Origin of the sequence: Leeuwenhoekiella marinoflava DSM 3653 (assembly GCF_900129005.1) — a bacterium.
Classification (GTDB): Bacteria; Bacteroidota; Bacteroidia; order Flavobacteriales; family Flavobacteriaceae; genus Leeuwenhoekiella; species Leeuwenhoekiella marinoflava.
This window is the reverse complement of sequence record NZ_FQUN01000019.1, coordinates 88953-108698: the sequence shown is the minus strand read 5'-3', so window position 1 is coordinate 108698 and position 19746 is coordinate 88953. Positions and strand designations below refer to the sequence as shown.

17 protein-coding genes are annotated in these 19746 nt (G+C 41.3%); 9 read left to right on the top strand and 8 right to left on the bottom strand.

From position 1 onward, the window contains the following. Window positions 1–1597 precede the first annotated feature (1597 nt). The gene (locus tag BUB91_RS16690) at window positions 1598–2428 is read right to left on the bottom strand and encodes an RteC domain-containing protein (protein WP_073100415.1); all 831 of its coding nucleotides are present in this window, start codon (window positions 2426–2428) and stop codon (window positions 1598–1600) included. A 108-nt stretch (window positions 2429–2536) separates the two neighbouring features. Then, the gene (locus BUB91_RS16685; protein ID WP_073100414.1) at window positions 2537–2908 is read right to left on the bottom strand and encodes a GNAT family N-acetyltransferase; all 372 of its coding nucleotides are present in this window, start codon (window positions 2906–2908) and stop codon (window positions 2537–2539) included. Window positions 2909–3140: 232 nt separating this feature from the next. On the opposite strand from BUB91_RS16685, the gene BUB91_RS16680 reads away from it, so the two are divergent. The 4 genes from BUB91_RS16680 to BUB91_RS16665 all read left to right on the top strand — a co-directional run bounded on the left by BUB91_RS16680 (window position 3141) and on the right by BUB91_RS16665 (window position 5313). Next, window positions 3141–3518, top strand: coding sequence for a DUF7793 family protein (locus BUB91_RS16680; RefSeq protein WP_073100413.1), 378 nt, complete (start codon window positions 3141–3143; stop codon window positions 3516–3518). A gap of 12 nt (window positions 3519–3530) precedes the next feature. Next, window positions 3531–4421 carry a helix-turn-helix domain-containing protein gene (locus BUB91_RS16675; protein WP_073100412.1) on the top strand — a complete coding sequence of 297 codons (891 nt, stop codon included), beginning with the start codon at window positions 3531–3533 and terminating at the stop codon, window positions 4419–4421. Between the two features lie 89 nt (window positions 4422–4510). Further along, window positions 4511–4942, top strand: a complete 432-nt coding sequence (locus BUB91_RS16670; protein ID WP_073100411.1) for a MauE/DoxX family redox-associated membrane protein — start codon at window positions 4511–4513, stop codon at window positions 4940–4942. A gap of 83 nt (window positions 4943–5025) precedes the next feature. Continuing rightward, the gene (locus BUB91_RS16665) at window positions 5026–5313 is read left to right on the top strand and encodes a DUF6520 family protein (protein ID WP_128759411.1); all 288 of its coding nucleotides are present in this window, start codon (window positions 5026–5028) and stop codon (window positions 5311–5313) included. Window positions 5314–5364: 51 nt separating this feature from the next. On the opposite strand, the gene BUB91_RS16660 is transcribed toward BUB91_RS16665, so the two are convergent. Genes BUB91_RS16660 through BUB91_RS16650 form a run of 3 tightly spaced genes read right to left on the bottom strand, consistent with a single transcriptional unit; the run spans window position 5365 to window position 12565 of the window. Then, complete coding sequence (locus BUB91_RS16660) at window positions 5365–8157, bottom strand: M16 family metallopeptidase (RefSeq protein WP_164917892.1); 2793 nt, start codon at window positions 8155–8157, stop codon at window positions 5365–5367. Window positions 8158–8170: 13 nt separating this feature from the next. Further along, window positions 8171–9565 carry a RagB/SusD family nutrient uptake outer membrane protein gene (locus tag BUB91_RS16655; protein ID WP_073100408.1) on the bottom strand — a complete coding sequence of 465 codons (1395 nt, stop codon included), beginning with the start codon at window positions 9563–9565 and terminating at the stop codon, window positions 8171–8173. 6 nt (window positions 9566–9571) lie between these two features. Continuing rightward, window positions 9572–12565: a SusC/RagA family TonB-linked outer membrane protein gene (locus BUB91_RS16650; protein ID WP_073100407.1), complete on the bottom strand. Its 2994-nt coding sequence runs from the start codon at window positions 12563–12565 to the stop codon at window positions 9572–9574. Between the two features lie 1182 nt (window positions 12566–13747). On the opposite strand from BUB91_RS16650, the gene BUB91_RS16645 reads away from it, so the two are divergent. Continuing rightward, window positions 13748–14020, top strand: coding sequence for a helix-turn-helix domain-containing protein (locus tag BUB91_RS16645; protein WP_073100406.1), 273 nt, complete (start codon window positions 13748–13750; stop codon window positions 14018–14020). Here the strand turns inward: BUB91_RS16645 and BUB91_RS16640 are convergent. Further along, entirely contained in the window at window positions 14013–14249 is a 237-nt protein-coding gene (locus tag BUB91_RS16640) for a hypothetical protein (protein WP_073100405.1), read from the bottom strand. The two genes, BUB91_RS16645 and BUB91_RS16640, sit on opposite strands and share 8 nt — an antisense overlap. 522 nt (window positions 14250–14771) lie before the next feature. Here BUB91_RS16640 and BUB91_RS16635 point away from each other — a divergent pair. Beyond that, window positions 14772–16283 (top strand): DUF1566 domain-containing protein, encoded by a 1512-nt coding sequence (locus tag BUB91_RS16635; protein WP_073100404.1) that lies wholly within the window; start codon window positions 14772–14774, stop codon window positions 16281–16283. Between the two features lie 205 nt (window positions 16284–16488). Continuing rightward, window positions 16489–17508: an acyltransferase gene (locus tag BUB91_RS16630; protein ID WP_073100403.1), complete on the top strand. Its 1020-nt coding sequence runs from the start codon at window positions 16489–16491 to the stop codon at window positions 17506–17508. Between the two features lie 343 nt (window positions 17509–17851). On the opposite strand, the gene BUB91_RS16625 is transcribed toward BUB91_RS16630, so the two are convergent. Beyond that, window positions 17852–18013 carry a hypothetical protein gene (locus BUB91_RS16625; protein WP_241652692.1) on the bottom strand — a complete coding sequence of 54 codons (162 nt, stop codon included), beginning with the start codon at window positions 18011–18013 and terminating at the stop codon, window positions 17852–17854. A 671-nt stretch (window positions 18014–18684) separates the two neighbouring features. Here BUB91_RS16625 and BUB91_RS16620 point away from each other — a divergent pair. Beyond that, window positions 18685–18927, top strand: coding sequence for a hypothetical protein (locus BUB91_RS16620; RefSeq protein WP_073100402.1), 243 nt, complete (start codon window positions 18685–18687; stop codon window positions 18925–18927). Beyond that, window positions 18918–19136, top strand: coding sequence for a type II toxin-antitoxin system RelE/ParE family toxin (locus BUB91_RS16615; RefSeq protein WP_206635286.1), 219 nt, complete (start codon window positions 18918–18920; stop codon window positions 19134–19136). The genes BUB91_RS16620 and BUB91_RS16615 overlap by 10 nt, the downstream gene beginning before the upstream one ends. Before the next feature lie 226 nt (window positions 19137–19362). Here BUB91_RS16615 and BUB91_RS16610 read toward each other — a convergent pair whose 3' ends face one another. After that, on the bottom strand, window positions 19363–19557 hold the full coding sequence (locus BUB91_RS16610; protein ID WP_073100422.1) for a hypothetical protein: 195 nt from the start codon (window positions 19555–19557) through the stop codon (window positions 19363–19365). Window positions 19558–19746: the final 189 nt, after the last annotated feature.

Here is a 19746-nt window from a genome sequence, read left to right as displayed (position 1 = left end):
GAAGGGTTAAACGAATGCCCTTCCCTCGGTTCAGAATAGGCGCAGGCAGCTCCGAAGGACAGGAGCGATAGCTACGCGGAACGGACAAGATGGTTTTCGGCCGTTAAACGGCTTTTGCAAGGAGTAACATAATCGCTTAAGGACTAAATCTAGGAAGCAAGACCAGCTTAAGAAAAATTAATCTCGATTATCGAGCGAAAAATTCCTTAGCGAGGGGCTGTTTTCTTTTGGTTCTGTTTTCTTTGGAGAAGACAAACCGAGGGCACGAGGTTCACGAGCACCCGTGAAATAATAATCACGCGAGCTAAAGAAAAGTAAAGAACACGAATAGAACCTATAACTTCTATTCGTGTTCCTGTTCTTTTGCCTTGATGCCAAAGAACCAAAAGATCAAGGCTTATTTTTACATCCTTGAAAACTACGCAAATCCCTTATCCTGCGGATGGCAAACCGCTGCGCTAAGCCATCCTCCACTGCCCCAACTGCGGTATTTGCTTGTTTTACTACAGATATAAAAAATAGGCCGTTTTACCATTAAATTCAGAATTCTCATACCTGAAGGGTTAAACGAATGCCCTTCCCTCGGTTCAGAATAGGCGCAGGCAGCTCCGAAGGACAGGAGCGGTAGCGACGCGGAGCTGACAAGACGGTTTTCGCCCCTAAGGCGAAAAATTCCTAGGCGAGGGTGTCTTTTCTTTTGTTACTTTTCTTTGGACAAGACAAACCGACTTTAGGAGATTCACGAGCATCCGTAAAAATGAGAATGACGCGAGATAAAGAAAAGATCCTAGAACTTCTATTCATCTTCCTGTTCTTTTGCCTTGATGCCAAAGAACCAAAAAATCAAGGCTCACAAGACGGTATCTAAATTTTTCGCTCACTGCACTGCATGCGCTTAACTCGGCCAAGGGCCTCAAACAGAAACGCCTGCTACGTTTCGCTCTCTTCAAATTTGACGATACCTTCTTGTAGGCCGTTTCTAAGATCTGAACTAAGAATATAATTCTTTAGCCTTCTTTTTCTTCAGTATAGCAAGAAGTTCCCGTTAAAAATTTTTGAAGCCTTGGAGAAAATTTAGGGAACTTTTTGCGGTTTTGCCCCTTAGGGCAAAAATACCTAAGAAATGTGCCTGAACCAGATCATGATATGCATCTCAATGACTATAGGCACATTCAATCTGACCAATTAAAACATTTAACCAATACAGATTAAAAAGACTCTTTTCTTTTCTGCATCCGACGACCGCAGGGAGAGGAATGCACTGTTCCAAGAGAACCTTTAGTCTTAAAACGACGTAGGAGTCTCTTGAGCTAAATCGACGTTAGGAGATTCACGAGCTCCCGAGAAAATAAGAATGACGCGAGTAAAGAAAATGAACAAAACATGCTACAGAACCTCTACTTTCTCATACCCGAAGGGTTTACTAAAAACATTCGGACTTAAAAAACTTCTCAATACAGCTAAAGCTACACTTAATCCCTCACTGTTGGTGCGCGATTCCAATCGCGCTTCCTTGAAATAAAATTATTCATCACAGAATTCCCGTGCGATTCCCATCGCGTGTGCTTAAAAAAAACATGAATGCAATAACAATAATTTATACATCATCCTGCCGCATCTTATATTCCAGCTTCAGGATCAGCTCTTCCAGAAACTTAGTCCTGCTCCCCTTTCGGGATTTGATCTCTCCGTAGGTCTTGTAAATTCCATCCAGTTTGATGTTGAAAAAATCCTCAAAAGAAGCCACCACCGTACTCAGATCAGACAAGCCGTGGTTTAAATACTGTGAAGCATACAAAGCATAAATAAGTTCAACCAAAGCAGTTTTAGAACCCGACCATAACAAGACAGGGTGTTTTTGTGGGTGTAGGATATCTACGCTTCCAGGCTTTAAAGCCTCCAAGGCTTCCCGGATGTAGTGGATCAGGCGATACATCGCCTGTATTTTAGCCCAAAGCATATCGTGAGAGCTGGAAAACTCCGGATACTGATAATAGTTAATCATAGGGGTGAAAGGGAAGTTTTTACGATGATTGCGGGTAAAGAGTTGGTGATCCATATACGAATGCCCTTGTTCCATATACTGCACAAAATCGTTATTACGGTAGAAGAACTTATTGATTTTACGCAGTTCTTTTTCAAAAAAGCGAATTTGAAAACTTGCTCCGGCTTTGGGTTTTCGCGATTCACAAGAACGCATCTCCGAGAAGTAAATGAGGTAACTCATCGGACAGGGCTTGATGTGTTTAAAAAAATCGATTTCTTCGGGAACGTTCTCAAAATCCTCCTGTTCAACGATTTCTTTTAATTTAGAAAGCGAATCATTGGCGATCTCTATCCCGGCATTGGCTTTTTTAAGGGGATCCACAAGCCCCAGCACCTGCGTATGGAGCAGTTGGTGAAAATTATGTATTTCGGTAGTAAACATTGTATTATTAACTAGGCGGGTTAATAAATAATGAGGGAGTAGAACTTTCAACAGGTGTAGTGAATTAGTTGGCAATCAATCACGTCTTATTGGAATGGCTCCTTGCATTTAGTTGCGGGTTCTCATCATTTCTAAGTATTCTAATAAAAAATTATCGTCGGTATGCACAAAGGCCTGCTTAGGAATTACAGCAGCTGCAAGCTTTCGCTTTTCAAAATTGGTGCTTATGCCAAAATCAATCCGGTTCATACCAAGTTTACAGGCTCTAAGAATAATCTGGTACAAGAGTTGTCGGTAGGATTGAAACTCCTCCAAATATCCCGTCTTGCGATAATGCTGGGACATCCCTCCATTAACCTTTAGGTACCTTCCCGTGAATTTGGAATCTTCAGCACGAAGATGAGCGATGCCAGCCGCTTTTGCTGCTGGGATTACCTGAGCTACGGTATCCAGAAAATTGTGGTGTTTGATTCGTGCCATGTAGCGTTTTTTTAAATGTAAACTACAAGCTAGCTATAAATCAGGAATATACTTACTGTGGAATGCGAATTTGGGCTTTATAGTCAAGCATTTGGGCTTTACAGTCAATTCCTTTCAAAATCTTTTTAATTAAATTTAAAAATTCATTCTTCCATAATATCTGAATGTATTTGCATAGAAACGATGCTGGAATGAATGAAATGTGTTCTTTTTCACCAGATTTATTAGCAGGATGGCGATTGATGATAAATATGCAAAAATGTGGCTTGCTGACGGAATTTTATATTTTGTCTACAACCCCATACGCTGTATTGATCTACCTATAGCTGAAGAAGTAGTATTTCAGCGCCTGAAGTTGCAAAATGGTATAGAATACCCTGTTCTTTGTGATCTAAGAGCAGTTCAAGGGGCAACTAAAGATGCCCGCGATTATCTGGCAATATCAGGGTCGCTGCTCACCAAAGCACAGGCTTTTCTGGTAAAGGATAATTATAGCCTATCAGTCTTAAATATGTATTTACGCACTACGGTCGTAAAACCCCCTACACAAATTTTTGACGATGAAAACCGGGCACTCGCATTTTTAAGCGAATTCCGGAGAGTAATTTAAAAAAATAAGTGTATGGAACGTACTAACGAGGAGCGGTTTGAACAACTGTTCAATCAAATCACGGAAATTGCGGAGGGAAATTTTGAATTCCGGTATAAACCTTCAGCGCGCCTGGATCATATCGATACAGTGGGCACACACTTAAATATGTTGAGTGAAGAGATTGCTTATTTTAATTTTGAAAGCTATGCCAACTTCTTAATAAGACCTGCGCCGGTTGTATTGATATTTGATTCAAAAGGTAGACTGACTAATTTTTCTTCCTGCTTTTGGGAGATTTTAGGGTATACCCCACCACCTCAAGGTATCGAAGTATCCATTGATTCGTTTTTGACTGAGTATTCTATTCCTTTATTAACTGAAGAATTGAATAGTTTAACTCAAGAACTGAATCCCAGAATCTTCCCTCTGGATTTTAATACCGCAGATAAACGGATTTTTAGATCAAATTGTAGCCTAAGCCTTTTAATACAAGAACACCGGTATGCTTTATTAATCTATGAAGATTTTAAGCATAAAAATCTAAAAGAGTTTAGCGGGTCTCAAAAGACGCAACGCCAATCGGTTAGAACCCGAAGTGCCAGAAATTGGGTTTTGCTAAAGAATTTACGCATGTACAGCTTGCGTAATTTGAATAAACCTTTACCGAGTCTTAAAGAAATTGGTTTGCTGCACCATACCAATGCCACTAAAATAAAGGCAGAATTTAAAAAGGCCTTTGGAATGACCATTCATCAATTTCACCTTCAGCAACGTTTAAAACAGGCTGCCCTATTATTACAAACCACAGATTTAATGGTAAAAGAAATTTCCAAAAAATGTGGTTTTGGTAGTGAAGCTCATTTTTCCCGATGTTTTAAAAAACAATACAATCAAACTCCTATATCCTATCGGGAATGCTAAAAAAAGGCTTTTTAGGCAAGGATTTGGGCTTCTGAGTCAAGCTGACTTTTAAAAAGTGTTCCGATCTTTAGACTCTGATAATCAAGGTTATGAAATTAAAAACAGAAAGCTTTAAAAGAGGGTTTATAGATGGGGGCTGTGGCTTCTTCATCCTGCTATGGGTCTATGCCGCAACGGCTAAACTTTTAGAATTTGATCAGTTTAAAATACAGCTAAGTCAGGTAGTCTTTCTAAAACCGATGGCCCGGCTACTGATATGGATCATTCCACTTGTAGAATACAGCCTTGCAGCCCTGCTGCTCGTATCTAGGACACGCCGGCTGGGGTTAGTGGGTTCTGCAATACTGATGAGCCTATTTACGGTATACATAGCCGGGATGATCAGTTTTAGTCCGGAACTGCCCTGCTCCTGTGGGGGGATTATCAATAACCTCACCTGGCAGCAACATCTGGTATTCAATCTGGTTGTTACCGCTCTGGCCTATTGGGGTTGTTTTAAATACATCAAACCCAACTCGTAAAAAAATGAATCATGCGCGTGATGATAAGGGGGAGCCGAAAACCTTCGAATTCGAGTAGGCATAATCTTTTAATACTTTTTATTATGAAAAAGTCTAAAGTAATGATCCCGGTGATGACACTGGGGCTGGCAGTAGGCCTGGCTTTTGCGAATACCGCAAACCAGTCAAATGGATGGATTGACCTGAATGGTACTCCTACACAATTAAGCTCCGACCCGTGTACGGGAACCGGAAATGATTGTAAGGTACGTTTTGAGGAAGATCCTAATCAACAGGTTTTTGAGGTATATACTGACATTACAATTTCCGATGTTAAGCAAAGTGTCTCATCAGAGACTTATATACTGCCGGGAACACCGCCGTCGAACTAATTAGTTCGATAGGAAACTAAGCCCCATAGCTTTTGTTATGGGGCTTTTAATTTATTCCAGTGGTGTTACAGTTCCCTGACCCATAAAAATATACCTATGAGCACGCACTAATTTTTGTTGCAACATCAATTGTACATCTTGTGCCGTAATTGTATTTATATAGCCCTTAACATCTTCGGGTTTAGGAGTTTCTAGTTCCCATTTATAATAACGGTATGCCTTATCGGATACGGAATTTCCGATAATACTAGATGTATAAAGATTACTCTTTATACTATTTAATTCCTGTTCCGAAACAGGATGCTCCTGAAACCACGTTATTAGCTCCTCTACATCACTAATCAGTACATCTTCCATCCCTTTAAGGGTAGGCAGTACTATTACCAGATTGCCGCGTTGTGATTTTAGATCTACAAAACTTACAGTACCCATTAAATAAAGTCCTCTCTTTTTTACATTGCGCAGTTCCTTAAGTCGGGTAGCGATTACTTGGCTCATTAATTTTAAATCTACCTGTGATTGCCAATCTTCGCGCACTATTGGATAGGTATACTGAATTTTAAGCTTTAGGTCTGAAGGCAGTATACCGGGAATCGTATATACCTTTTCTAAAGGTCCTTTAGGTAAAGAACTTACAACTTTTTCTTCTCGTTTTACCTGATTTTCAGATATGGGCAAATTGCCCAAATAGGCCTCCAAAAGCGGTATGACTTCCGCTTCCTTAAAATCTCCACTCAGCAGAAACAAAAACTCCTGAGGATGTTGAAATAAGCTTTGATATATTTCCTTCAATTCGGTCATAATAGACTGCTGTACCGCCTTATAACGTTCCTCAGCTGTTAATCCGGGATTTACTTCATTGAGAACTTTTTTACTCATTACCGTTAAATCATGTTCCTCCCTGCCGTAAGGTGGACTTTTATAAAAAAGGTATTCATCCTCCTTCCAGTAGGCAAAAGCTGCAGGACCTTCCCGGGTTGCAGACAAATACAAATGAGCCAGTTGTAACAAAGCTTCGAGACGCTCTGCCGGGGCTTGCAGTTTTATACCGGATTCTCCCTGGTTCACATACAAGGCCCTGCCGTAAATCATTCCCAGATCGGTAAGCATGCGTTGCATTTCAAAATGGGTATAGGAACCCGCTCCGGAGTTATGAACCCACTTGGGTACGAGATGGGCTTTTACGAAGTCCTCTTTATTCAGGTTACTTGCACCTACAGTGCGAAAGCCGTGTAATTTTAAGGGAGCACCCTCCTGAGGGTAAAGTACGACCCGCGCTCCATTAGCCAGTTGTATTAGTTGTCCTCCTAAAGCATCAGTACCCAAATCTTGAGAAGCAACACGAGGCAATCGGGCGATTAGGGAATCAGGTATCAACTTCGGTTCCTGCACCTGATTAGCTTTTATACGATCAGCTTCAGATTGCTGCAACCAACTGCGGAACTCAGCCTCACTTAAGTTTAATACAGCGGCACCTTTGGGGGCCAAAATCCCTATATCCTGAGGCCCGGCTTTTAAAAAGTCTTTTAACGCTGTATTTACCTTAGCAGGTGTAAGTTCGGCTAACCAGTGCTTTTTTAAAGCGAACTGATCAAATTCTAAAGATTCCTCTGCCAGCATTCGTTGATCATAAATACTCAATACCGATCCCAAAGTATTCGTATCCCTTCGATCAATAGCCTTTAATTCCCTTTGCCGGTATTTCTGATAAGCAGCCTCATCCACCCCCTGTTTTTTAAGTTGATTAAGGGCGGCTGCTACTTCCTCCACAGCGTCCCGTTCCCTTCCCGTAAAAGTTTTTAGTTTCAGTCCCAGTGCAGGCAGATCGCCAGATTTATCAATACCCAGCGTATAATTCAGGTCATAGGTCGTAGGTATTTGACGCAGGTGATCTCCAATAAGCTCATACAGCATTTCGTACATCCACTTGTACTGCAAGGCTTTAGGTTCCGCTTTTGGAGGTATCTGGTTACGCCAGTATAAATCGATTTTAGTTTCGGAGAGCTCCTGTTCATCGATATCACCATGCTCCAATTGTATAAATTGGTTGGGGCGTTGCAAATACTCCATTTTTGGATAAACCAGTTTTTGGGCCGGGGTTGCCTTTAACTTCCCAAAATAAGCTTCAATATCCTGCGCTGCATGATCCAGATCGGTAATAGGCCCCACCATCACCAAGATGGCCCGCTGTGGATGATACCAGTTCCTATAAAAGGTGGATACGGCATCCCAGTCAAATCCTTTTATATGCTCATAATAGTTTTTAGGGCGTATGGCCCTTGAAAAAGCTTTTGAAAGTATATTTAATAAGCGCTTTTTAGTATATCGTTCGGAACCATTTCTATAAATGTATTCTTGATAGAAAGTCTCTTGTTCCGACTTTATAATAGCTGGCACAGGCTCTAAATTACCCCCTATCAAGCGACTAAATAAATTCAGCCCTTTCTTATAAAGTGATGTAGACTCAGGGTTAAACTTATAATAATACGGGGTCACCTTTTTATAAGTCGCAGCCTGTAAGTGTAAGTCTTTTACGCGTATTGCATCTCTCACAATCTCATAATTTTCTTCACCTTCATCACGTAAAACTGCGTAGGGTAAATGCTCCATAAAGTGAGCCATATCGGTCTGTCCTTCCTGCTCCATTGCAGAACCTGCCTGAACATACAAATTCATAGATACGCGTTGACCCTCCCAAGCTTCTTTGGAATGGATGATATACCGCATGCCGTTATCCAGAGTTCCACTACGAATACCGGTTTCTACCGCATCTGCTTTCGTTTGCCCGTATGCAAAAGGGCTGTATACAAGGAAACAAATCCATAACAGGTTATAGAAATTCATTCGTTTTAAAAGTTTAATAGCCTGCATTTTGAGTCAAATTAGGGTTCTTTAATAATTCGGCTTCGGGGATGGGGTACAGCAAATCGGTTTCCTGTAGACCTCCCAGTACTTCCAGCGCCTGGCCGGTACGTTTTAAATCCAGCCAGCGATGCCCCCATTCGCTAAAAAGTTCGTGATAGCGCTGCTGCATCACCTCCTCTAAAAGCTGTTCCTGGGTAAATGCCGAGGTATAAACCAAAGGTTCGAGGCCGGCACGCTCCCGGATGGCATTCAGGTCGGTTACCGCCACTTCCAGTTTCCCCTGCTGGGTACGGGCTTCTGCACGTATCAGATACTGCTCCCCCAGGCGCATCAGCATGGAATATTCGGTATAAGCCCCACCACTGGCATCATAGCGTATCCTGTATTTATAGGGATAGTAATAGGTTTCAGCAGTACTGCTAAAACTGTCAATCCAAACTTGCTGCCGCAGATCATCTACTTCGTAATTTTCAAGTAGCCCCTCACTTAGACTGACCGGGCTTCCTGATGCACTTATGCGGATCAGCAGATTGCCATCGCGGGTATGGGTAAAGGTGCCTCCCCAGCCTTCCGGCGATACCTGCCAGAGTGCCTCCGGACTGTTGGCTAAAAACACAGTATTTAAATCATTAGGCAACTCATACAGATCAGTAGCGGCCAGGACTTCACTGCTGTAGGCCTCCGCCTGCTCCCAGTCTCCCAGATACAGATGCACCCGTGCCAGTAAGCCCATAGCTGTAAAGCGATTCGCCCGGGTACGTTCATTATCGGAATAGCCGCTTTGCAGCAATTCGACAGCTCCATTTAAATCTTCGAGAATCAGAGCATAGACCTCAGTCTGTGGACTTCGGGCTTTTAAGGCATTCACGGTATAATCCGTTTGGGTAATAAGGGGTACCTCCCCATAAAGGTTGGTCAGATAGAAATAGGTAAACGCCCGTATAAATCGGGATTCGCCTTCCAAAGCAGCACGGGTTTCCGGACTTAAGCTGCTGTTATCGGTAACCCCCTCCAAAATCGCATTACACATATAAATCGTGTTGTAAGCGCCGGACCATAAGGCCAGATTCAGGCTGTTTGTAGCTTCCGGTTGATGCGCTGCAAAAGCTTCCATCTCGGGTACCGCATTGGTTACCGTATAGGTATCAGCAGAGAGCCCGCCCAGAAAACTGACACTCTGGTTCCCCCCTGCTGCAAAGGCGGTGTTAAACAATTGGATATACACCCCGTCCATCGCCTCGCGGGCGGTGGCATCATCGCTAAAAACCGTCTCACTGGTGATGCGGTCATTGGGTACGTCTACCTCCACAAAAGGCTCACAGGCGCCAAGCAACAACAGCACCGGTAAGCATAGCAGGTTTATATATTGATTTATAGAATTTTTCATAACAGATTAAAAATTAAGTTTAAGCCCCGCAGTCAGCATGCGTAAAGCGGGTAAGGTGGTTCCGGGGGACTGGGGGTCTAAGCCTCGATACGCGGTCAGGGTTAACAGGTTCTGCCCCTGTAGAAATAAAATGCACGAGTTTATCCCCAGGGATTCAGCGGGAAGCTCATAACTAAGCCCCAGCGTACGCAGTCGTAAAAAAGAAGTATTGGTATAAATGCCGTCACTGCTACGAAATCTGGAATTAGCAATGAGCGCTGCTATACCCTGTGATGCTTTTTGAACTCCAGCCTCATCCCCTAGGTTTTGCCAGCGTCGGTCGTAATCTTCCTGCAGGATGGGACCCAGTCTGCCGGGAGGAGTTGTGGTATAGAATTCCTGCCCGTCCTGTACGACAAACTCCCATAAAAAATCCAGACTCACCCGCCCATACGTAAACTGATTGCGAAAGCCCCCAAAGAGCTTACGGGTTAAATCTTTAGCCACCACCCGATCATCAAAGTTGTATACCCCGTCTTCGTTTACATCTTCAATGGTATACAATCCGGTCTCGGGGTCTACTCCCGTAAACCGGTAAAGCCGCTGTATGTTGAGCGGCTCCCCTACACGATACATAACCGCATACGAACTTTCTTCAAGGCCGGGAAAGGACACCAGTCGGTTTTGAGGAATGCTCACATTCAGCGAGGCCTGCCAGTTAAAGCGGCCTGAATTCAAATGAGTAGAGGCTTCAAACTCCCAGCCGGTGTTCTCCACCGTGGCATCCAGATTGGCCTGTACACTGGTAAACCCGGTGATGGCCGGCAGGTTATAGCCCACAAGCTGATTGGAAGAACGGTTGCGGTACCAACTGGTATTCAGCCGTAATTGGTCATTCAGGAAACCCAGTTCTAAGGCCAGTTCCAGTTTGCGGTTGCGCTCCCACGAATAAATCGGGTTCGTCAGTTGGGTGGGATACAAACCGCCCCCGCCGGGGGTGGCTGAGTAGGTATCCAGATAGCCGTAATCCCCTATCTGATCGCTTCCGGCTGAACCATAACTCCCGCGTAATTTGGTAAAGGATAAAAAGGTCTTTAGACCTTGCATCCAGCGTTCTTCACTCAGGATCCACGCCCCGCCTACGGCCCCAAAACTGGCAAAACGCCGTGACGGACCAAACCGGCTGCTGCCGTCCCTACGCCCGGTTAGATTGAGATAGTATTTACGAGCGTAATGGAGGCCGATACGTCCAAAAGCTGCGGCATAGGCATATTCCTGAATACTATTACCCGTGGCTGTCAATTGCTCTGCTGCCGCCAGGTTACCCAGTAACTGATCATTTGGATAACCGGTCCCTATGATGCTCAGCCCTGTGTTTTGCCGATGCTGAAAAGTGCTTCCTAACAGAGCATACAGATTAAACTTCCCCCAGGTATTGCGGTAATTGAGTTGCGGCTCTGCAATCCATGATTGGCGACCGGCCGTTAGATGCAGGGAGCGCGTTCGAATATTACCCCAAAATGCCGGATCATAAAACTGGATGGGTTGCTCGGTGAGCTCTTCACTGCTAAGCAGGGTATAGCCTGCACTCAGTCGCGCTTCCAATTCAGGGGTGATGGCATAGCTCAGACTCAGGTTACTGATGAGCTGCTGCACCCGGGCTTCACTCTCCCGGTACAAAGTGGCAAGTGGATTACTCCAACTGGAATCTTCCCAGTTTAACTCCCCGTCATCGGAATATAATGCCGGCGCGTTAGGGGCTAAAGTAAGTGCACTACTCACAAAGCCGCTCCCGTCAAACTGCCGGTTGCGGTCACTGCCAAAGGAAGTGCTCAACTGAAACCTAAAACGCTCATCGCTACTGCGGTGGTTGAGACTGAGGTTAGCGGTAAGCTTGGTATACTTAAAATCACCCGGAAAGACCGAAGTCTCCCGTTGATAGCCCACGCCCAGGTTATAATACGTTAGTGCACTCCCACCACTAACGCCCAGATTGACCCCGGTGGTTTCAGCAGTACCACCAAAGAGGGTTTCCTGCCAGTCGGTATAGCGATCCGGGTCCCATAAAAGCAAATCAGGGGCATTTGATTCCGTAGGGGTTGCTCCGTCATTGGCAAAGGCTTCCTGCCGCAGGCTGATGTAGTCTGCTGTTGTAATCAAATCCAGTTTGCGGGGTACCACACCGGCCCCGGTATAGACCTGCGCGTTAAACCGGATCTTTTGCTTCCCTCCTGTACCCCTTTTGGTCGTGATCAGGATGACCCCATTGGCACCACGCGAACCGTAGATCGCCGTAGCATCGGCATCTTTCAAAACTTCGATGCTTTCAATATTGGCAGGGTTTAAGGTATTGAGTGGATCTATCCCTCCTGTATTGGCATTGGTAAGCCCGCTAAAGCTATTAAGCGGGGCGCTGTCTATGGGCACCCCGTCAATGATATACAAGGGCAGGTTGCCTGAGTCACCAAAACTATTACGCAGACTGTTCTGCCCGCGGATTTGAATCGCAGGTGCATTACCCGGTACGCCGCTGCGCTGTACGATAGAAACTCCCGCCATCCGGCCCTGCAAGGCCGCTAAGGGATTGGTCACCGGCTGCCGCTCGATCTCCTCGGCGGTGACCCGTGCGATACTCCCCGTCTGCTCCCGGCGGGTGGTGTTGTAATACCCGGCATTAATAGTGACCTCGCCCAGATCGGTGATGTCTTGTTGCAATTGGATGGTAAATGCAGTTTGATTCCCCACCGGCAGGGTCAAGGTTTTAAAACCAAGGTAACTGATGCTTAAGGTATCAGTAGGTAGTGCTTGAATGTTAAATACCCCTTGTAGATCCGTTTGGGTGCCCGTGTTGCTGTTGAGCAGGCGGATGCTCACACCCGGGATGGGATTTTGCTGCGTATCGGTAACGGTACCGCGTATTGTTTGTTGAGGCATTGCTGCCCAAAGTAGATTTCCTGTTGCCCAAAATAAGGTAACAAGTATCCACGCAACCCCCGTAAGGCGCGTAGTCTTATTTTTCATATCTTCGTCGTGTTAATAAGTAAAACAATCGTTTTATTAAGCTCACGCCTTCCCCACTGATTCCACTCGCAGGGGAAGGTTTTTGAGCTTACAAGCTTCTCTTTTTCACAAACTCTAAGGTCTGCCAGCTCTTCTTTTTTTGGCTAATTCAAGTGCTTTATAAAAATGTTCTAAAATTTGATTCTTAAACTTTCTTTTTCTCAGTATAGCAGGAAGTTCCCGTAATCCTCATCCCCAACCCTTCTCCCAAGGAGAAGGGAGTTTGATTCTTACTGCTAGTAGCTTTCGGATCAAGAATTATGATTCTTTAGATTCCTTTTGGTCAGTATAGCAAGGGTATCCCGTTAAAAATTTCTGAAGCCTTGGAAGAAATTTAGGGATGCGCTTGCGGTTTTTGCGGTAGCAAAAAATACCTATCCAAAAGGCGTCGTTTCTTTTCTGCATCCGACGACCGTAGGGAGAGGAATGCACTGTTCCAAGAGAACCTTTAGTCTTAAAACGACGTAGGAGTCTCTTAGAGTAAAGAAAATGAACAGAAAGCCTAATAGAACCTCTCAAGCTCAAGAAAATGAACAGAACATCTTATAAAACCTTCGCTAATTCACCAGTGTGCTTAAACCGTACTGGCATAAGCCCATGCCGCTTGCAGTGCAATGCAAGCAGCCCCCAACCCAACTACCAACTGCTCGTAGGGGAACAATTGATAACCCACGGGTGATTTTAGCGGATTCTAACGTGTACCCGTAGACACGTTGCGATATACATAGGCATACTACTTTAACCGTTAGTTAACTACAACTCATACGAGTTGGCGGCCATTATGGCCTTAAAATTTTAGGGGTTTAGGGGTGCGAAGCTTTATAAAACGAAGTACACGACTTTGAAAAAGTAAGTTGAAGATTATGAAAAGCCTTAACACAAAAAAGGGCGTGAAAACTTACTTATGCCTTTAAGGTACTGGTATTACCATGCAACAACAAGTAAGCTCACGCCGCGGTCGTGAGCATTTACACTTATCATCTCGTTGCATAAAATTACCAGTTTTAAAAGGCGAGATTCAAAGCGAATGCTTCATGTATTTTAAATCAAGAAGTTTCGCAAATATATTACTATGTTCAAATATAACAAAAAATGACAAATACGTCATTGTCTTTAGGATAAATTTTCTATCCCTTTGAAAATATGTCAAAGGAACAATACATAAACGAGAAATTAGTAGAAGCTGTTTATGATCTATTGAAAGATATCCGCAAGGAGGATGGACGTACTCAAGGTGATGTTGCAGGAGATATTTTTGATGATATTAAGCACAATTTTCATATTGGAAGATTAGAAACTACAGGAGGTAATATGAAAATCAGTACACTATTCGAGTTATGTAAAACATACAAAATTCCAGTATCTGAGTTCTTCGCCAGAATTGAGAAAAGAAATCCTGACCTTAAGATTAAATAAACTTAGAATACCTATTAAGTTTCTCTCCTGTTACAAAGCTGGTTTTTCCAACAATTTTATTCCTAGCCACATCGTATTCAATTTCTACAAAAAATAAGTCCACAGCATAGAGCGCATAGCGTGTGTTTTCTTCAATTAGAGCATCTATAAATGTACCTTCACTAAAAACCACATCATACTGCTCGTGGTCTGATAAGATTTTAAAATCATAAAGACTTAGCTTACTCATAAAAAGTAAATTACTGCTCTAAGAGTTGTTTCAAATGCATGGGTGTTAAATATACAGAGTAGGCTTCTAACCTATTGTTTACATAGTATTGTGCTAAGCGTACCCAAACAGAGTCTGTTTCTGATAAGCCATATTCAAACTTGATCGTTCCTTTTGGGGTAGTGAACGATACGGGTTGTGGTTTCTCTTTATTGAATCCCCCACTAACTAAATTATAAATCTTTTTAGCCGTGTTTCCTTTCTCTTCAAACGAGAAACTGGCATAGGCATAGCCCTTTAATTCCGGTGCTAGTTGATTTAAATAGGCTATGTGAAGTGTTCTAATCTAAAGTTCTCTCTAGTCTCAGACTTGTAAGTTTGAAAAATTAGTGGTTTAGAAGTATACTCTGAACATATATAATGTTTTATTTCAAAATAATAAAGACTTATGTGATGTTTTTTGTTGGATAGCGTAGTCACTTCAACTACTTTTAAAGCATAATAAGTACTTTTAATCCTAATCTCGATTTCCAAATATTAAAAATGAAGAAAATTTTATTACTCTCCACAATTATCATCCTATCAGTTTGTAGCTGTAGCAAAGATGACGCTCCTCCTTCACTTCCAGAGAACGTTGTTATAACTATATTAAATTACGACATTGATGATAGTAGTGTATTGTTAAGAGCAACCGAACCAAATAACGACCTAACCGGTTTTTGGTCTCTGGAAAGTGGCACAAATGGCAATTTCATTGATGCTACAGATCCAATTACATCATTTTCAGCAAACTTATTTGAAGATCACCAAGTCCGTTGGACTCTTTCTAATGGCGTTGATTCAATTTATAAAGAAATTACAATAAATATTGGAGACAATTTCACTCTGATACAATTACTAAATGAAGGTGTCGAGATTGAAACGTTATTAAATGAATACACTATTCAAGAATTATCAGACGCTAATGTGAGCGTTGAGCGGTTACTAAACGCTGGTGTTACCGTTCAAAACCTTATAGACGCAGAATTTAGCATTATAGAACTAGTTGCAGCTAAAGTTACAATTCAACAATTACTTGACTCAGGAATTACTATTCAGCAACTGATAGCCTCAAATATTACCGTTGAACAATTATTGCAAGCTGAGATCTCCATTCAAGATCTCCTAGGCGCAGAAGTATCAGTCACCGAACTAGTAGCAACCGAATTAACCATAACACAACTAGTGGATGCCGGAATTACCATAGAGCAACTGATAACTTCAAATGTTAGCATTGATCAATTAATACAAGCCGGGGTTACCGTGCAAAACCTTTTTGAAGCAGGAGTAACCGTAACAGAACTAATTACAGCTGGGGTGACCATATCTGACTTACGTAATGCAGGAATTACAATATCGCAATTAATAGCTTCAAATATTAACGTTGAACAATTATTACAAGCCGGGATTACTATTCAAAATCTCTTAGAGGAAGGAATAACCGTTCAAGAGTTGGTTACAGCTGGAGTGACAATATCTCAGTTACTTAACTCAGAAATTACTATACAACAACTACTAAATTCAAATATTACCGTTGAACAGTTATTACAAACTGGGGTTACCGTTCAAAATCTCATTGACGAAAAAGTCCCCTTAATTCAAATTGTTGAAGCAAATGTTTCTTCATTGACCCTAATAAATCTTGGAGTCTCTAAGGAAGATTTACAAACAGAAAACATTATTATTGAAATTTCTGGCACCAATTTTTACATCCTAAATTATTTTAGAGAAAAATACAATCATATCAATGCAATAGATTTTTGCAATAATTTAGTCATAGGGAATTTTATTGACTGGCATCTTCCTACAATAGATGAGTTGAGGATTATTTTTAAGTACAGAAGTGAGGTTCTTTTAGAATTCACGAATGAAGATTATTGGTCGTCAACCTTTTCGCACAACGGGACTGACGAGAATGGGAGAAATCCTAATTATGTCACTAAAAACATGACCACTGGATCTGAATCAACCTTTTATGGATTTGAAAAGAGGATTATCCCCGTCATTCAATTATAACTATTAGTAAAATTGATACGTAGCCTTAACCGTCTGACCTCAGCTCTTGCTAGTCTAAGACTTATTAAGTATGAAAACTCAAAAAAACTTATCCACAGTTTCTATTAAATATTGACGATACTCCAAATAATTTTAAAGCCTAAACTATTTTTTTGTATTGTAATTCTTTAGACAATGCTAATGCGATAGATCAAATTACAACTGTATGAAAGACAGGATTATTTACTACGATTTACTCAGAGGATTAGCCATCATCGCCGTAATAAGTATTCACTCAACAGGGATAGGATATACTTTTGATAATTCAAGTCTAAACTTTAACATAACTGTTATATGGAGGCAACTTATCAATTTTGCCGTACCTCTGTTTATTGCGATTTCCGGATTTTTCTTAGCGAATAAAAAAGTGGATTCCAAAAAATCTTATTTGCAATTTATAAAGAAACAGGTACCACGAGTATTGATCCCCTATTTATTATGGAGCGTAGTCTATCTTGGAATAGCATATCTTAGAGGAACTCCCCTATTAAGTTTAATCTATCGTCTAGTTACTTTTTCTTCTTCTGTGCCATTTTACTTTATCCTACTGATAATTGAGTATTACCTACTTTTACCACTTTTACAAAAATTAGGAACAAGCAAAGGATTAGTAATAGCTGCTTTGATTAGCGGGCTAAGTTGCTTTTTGATTTTTTGCTTTAAATACTTCACAGAAATCAGCCTACCTATTTTTGTTACTGGCTCTGCACCGAGTTGGTTAATCTTTTTTGTGCTTGGGATCTATTTGAGAAACAATACTATAAAATTAAATAACAGAGCCTTAATACTTCTACTCATTTCAGGTTTAGTACTTTCTATTATTGAGACATATATTTTATATGATCACTTTAATGATATTGGTTATAGTGTTACAGCTGTAAAATTTAGTTCATTTGTATATTCAACCTTTGTAATTTTATTTGCATTTAAAAATGCAAACAGGAATTTTTCTAAAAGAAAATTGTTGGCATATATTGGTGAAATTTCTTTTGGTATTTTCCTTTCTCACATTTTTTTTATGATGCTGATAAAACCTGTAATGAATAAATTATTACCAATACTTAAAGATAATGCACTACTTTATCAATTTTTTTTGATTACCTTAACATTAAGTTGTTGCATAATTTTCGCGCTGATTACTAGGAAAATAAACAAAACTATAGCCGTTAAATATTTGGGACAATAGATTTTCTAGTTTCCTAGTTTAGAAGGAAATGCATTGATACAAATCAGATTAAAAGAACTTTGATCTCCTTGCTCCCACTACTCTATAACTAGTGGTGCATACATAAGTAAACCTACAAAGCTTAAAAAAGTAAGCCTACCGAATGAGTAGTCAATAGTTTTTTTGAATATTAAAAAAAAGTGTTTAGGGCTCTGTTTAGAGGAGTGAAAAATGTAGAATTCTTTCTGTACAGATTAACTACAACTTTTGCCCGGTTTGTGCGCGATTGCATTGCACCGGTTTGCGCGCGATTGCATCTCGTGCTTTTTATTCTAAGCCCAAATACTATATAAACTGGCCACCACTAATCTAAATAAGCATACAAATCCTCAACATCCAAGCTGCAATACGCAGCAAACTCATACACTGTTATAAACTGATGCGGTTCTTTTTTTAGAAATACTCTGATATCTGTCAACAACCTCCGTCCATAGCGTTCACGCTTACCGGTGAATACACTGTACATCTTTGGGAAACACACACAAGCGTCGGGTTTTCATAAGCAGTTCAAGCTGTAATCCTACCACAAACCTCCTTAGAAAAAACCAGAATCTTTCGGTATGGCTTTCGGAGTACCGAAAAAATTTAACAGTTTAAATGAGCATTTAAAGCAAGCATGTCACTTCGAGTATTGGATTGAGGCCTCAGCCGAAAGCCAATGTATCGAGAAGCCTGGTTAACAATAAACTCCCTAACTTAAAAGACTTCTCGATAAACCGAGGATACGAGGTTCACGAGCACCCGTGAAATAATAATCACGCGAGTAAAGAAAAGTAAAGATCATTGATTGTAAGTAGTATTACTCCAATCGACGACAGGAGATTCGAGAGCTGCTGTGAAATAAAAGTCAAGTGAGTAAACTACCTCAGGGCAAGCCTCGGCGTATTCCCCCCTTTGGCGGCGCCAAAAAAAACCCTTCCTTCAGACCTAAATCCGAAAAAAGGGTTTAATACATCAAGAAATCACATAAATGCGATTCCTAGTGAGGATCTCTTCGTTTCATAAACCATGTTTTCACAAAACTCCACAGAAAAAACGACCACCTTTCGGTAGCCCCTTAGGAGTTCCGATAAAATTCTATAAGTCTTAAATATCCGAAATTGATAATTTCGTATATTTGAATAAAAGACCAAGTACATGGATTTAGAAGCAAGAAAAATAGCATTTGTTCAAGAGTTTTTAAGACTCCAAAATGAAGAAATCCTTAGTGGGCTTGAAAAATTAATGCGCAAAAGAAAAGCTGAATTAATTGATAAAAACTTCAAACCAATGACCATGGAGGACTATAATTCAGAAATTGATCAGGCAATGGAAGATTCTAAAAATGGACGAATGATAAAGGCTTCTGATTTAAAGGCTAAAATCCAAAAATGGGGTTAGAGATTTACTGGTTAGCGTTAGCTGAAAATAAGCTTGAAGATATCTTTGGCTACTACGCAGTAAAGGCAAACCAAAAGATTGCCGCAAATTTAGTTAATGGTATTATTGATACCACTATCGGAATTGGGGATCAGCCAGAAATTGGACCAATAGAAATTAACTTAACACACCGTAAACAAGAATTTAGATACGTGGTATTTAAAAATTAAAAGATAATTTATTGGATCAATTACGATTTTAAACGAATAGAAATCGCTAATGTTTTTGATACAAGGCAGGATCCTGAAAAACTAAATGAAACGGGATAAAAGTCTGTTCTCGTTACTTCTCGCGGTTCTTATACCATTACAGCACCTACCCTTAGCCTTTGTTGTTGCGCGATTGCATCGCGTGCTTCTTATTCTAAGCCCCAACTAATCAATAAGCCTGCCCCCACTACTCTAAATAAGCAAACAAATCCTCAACATCCAACCCGCAATACGCAGCAAACTCATACACTGTTATAAACTGATGCGGTTCTTTTCTTAGAAATACTCTGATATCCGCCAACAACCTCCTTCCATAGCGTTCACGCTTTCCGGTGATACACTGTACATCTTTGGGAAACACACACAAGCGTTTGGTTTTCATAAGCAGCTCCATCTGTAATCCTACCACAACCTCAGCAGAAAAAACCAGAATCTTTCGGTATGGCTTTCGGAGTACCGAAAAAATTTAACAGTATAAATGAGCATTTAAAGCGAGCATGTCACTTCGAGTATTGGATTGAGGCCTCAGCCGAAAGCCAATGTATCGAGAAGTGTCACTTCGATTTGGATT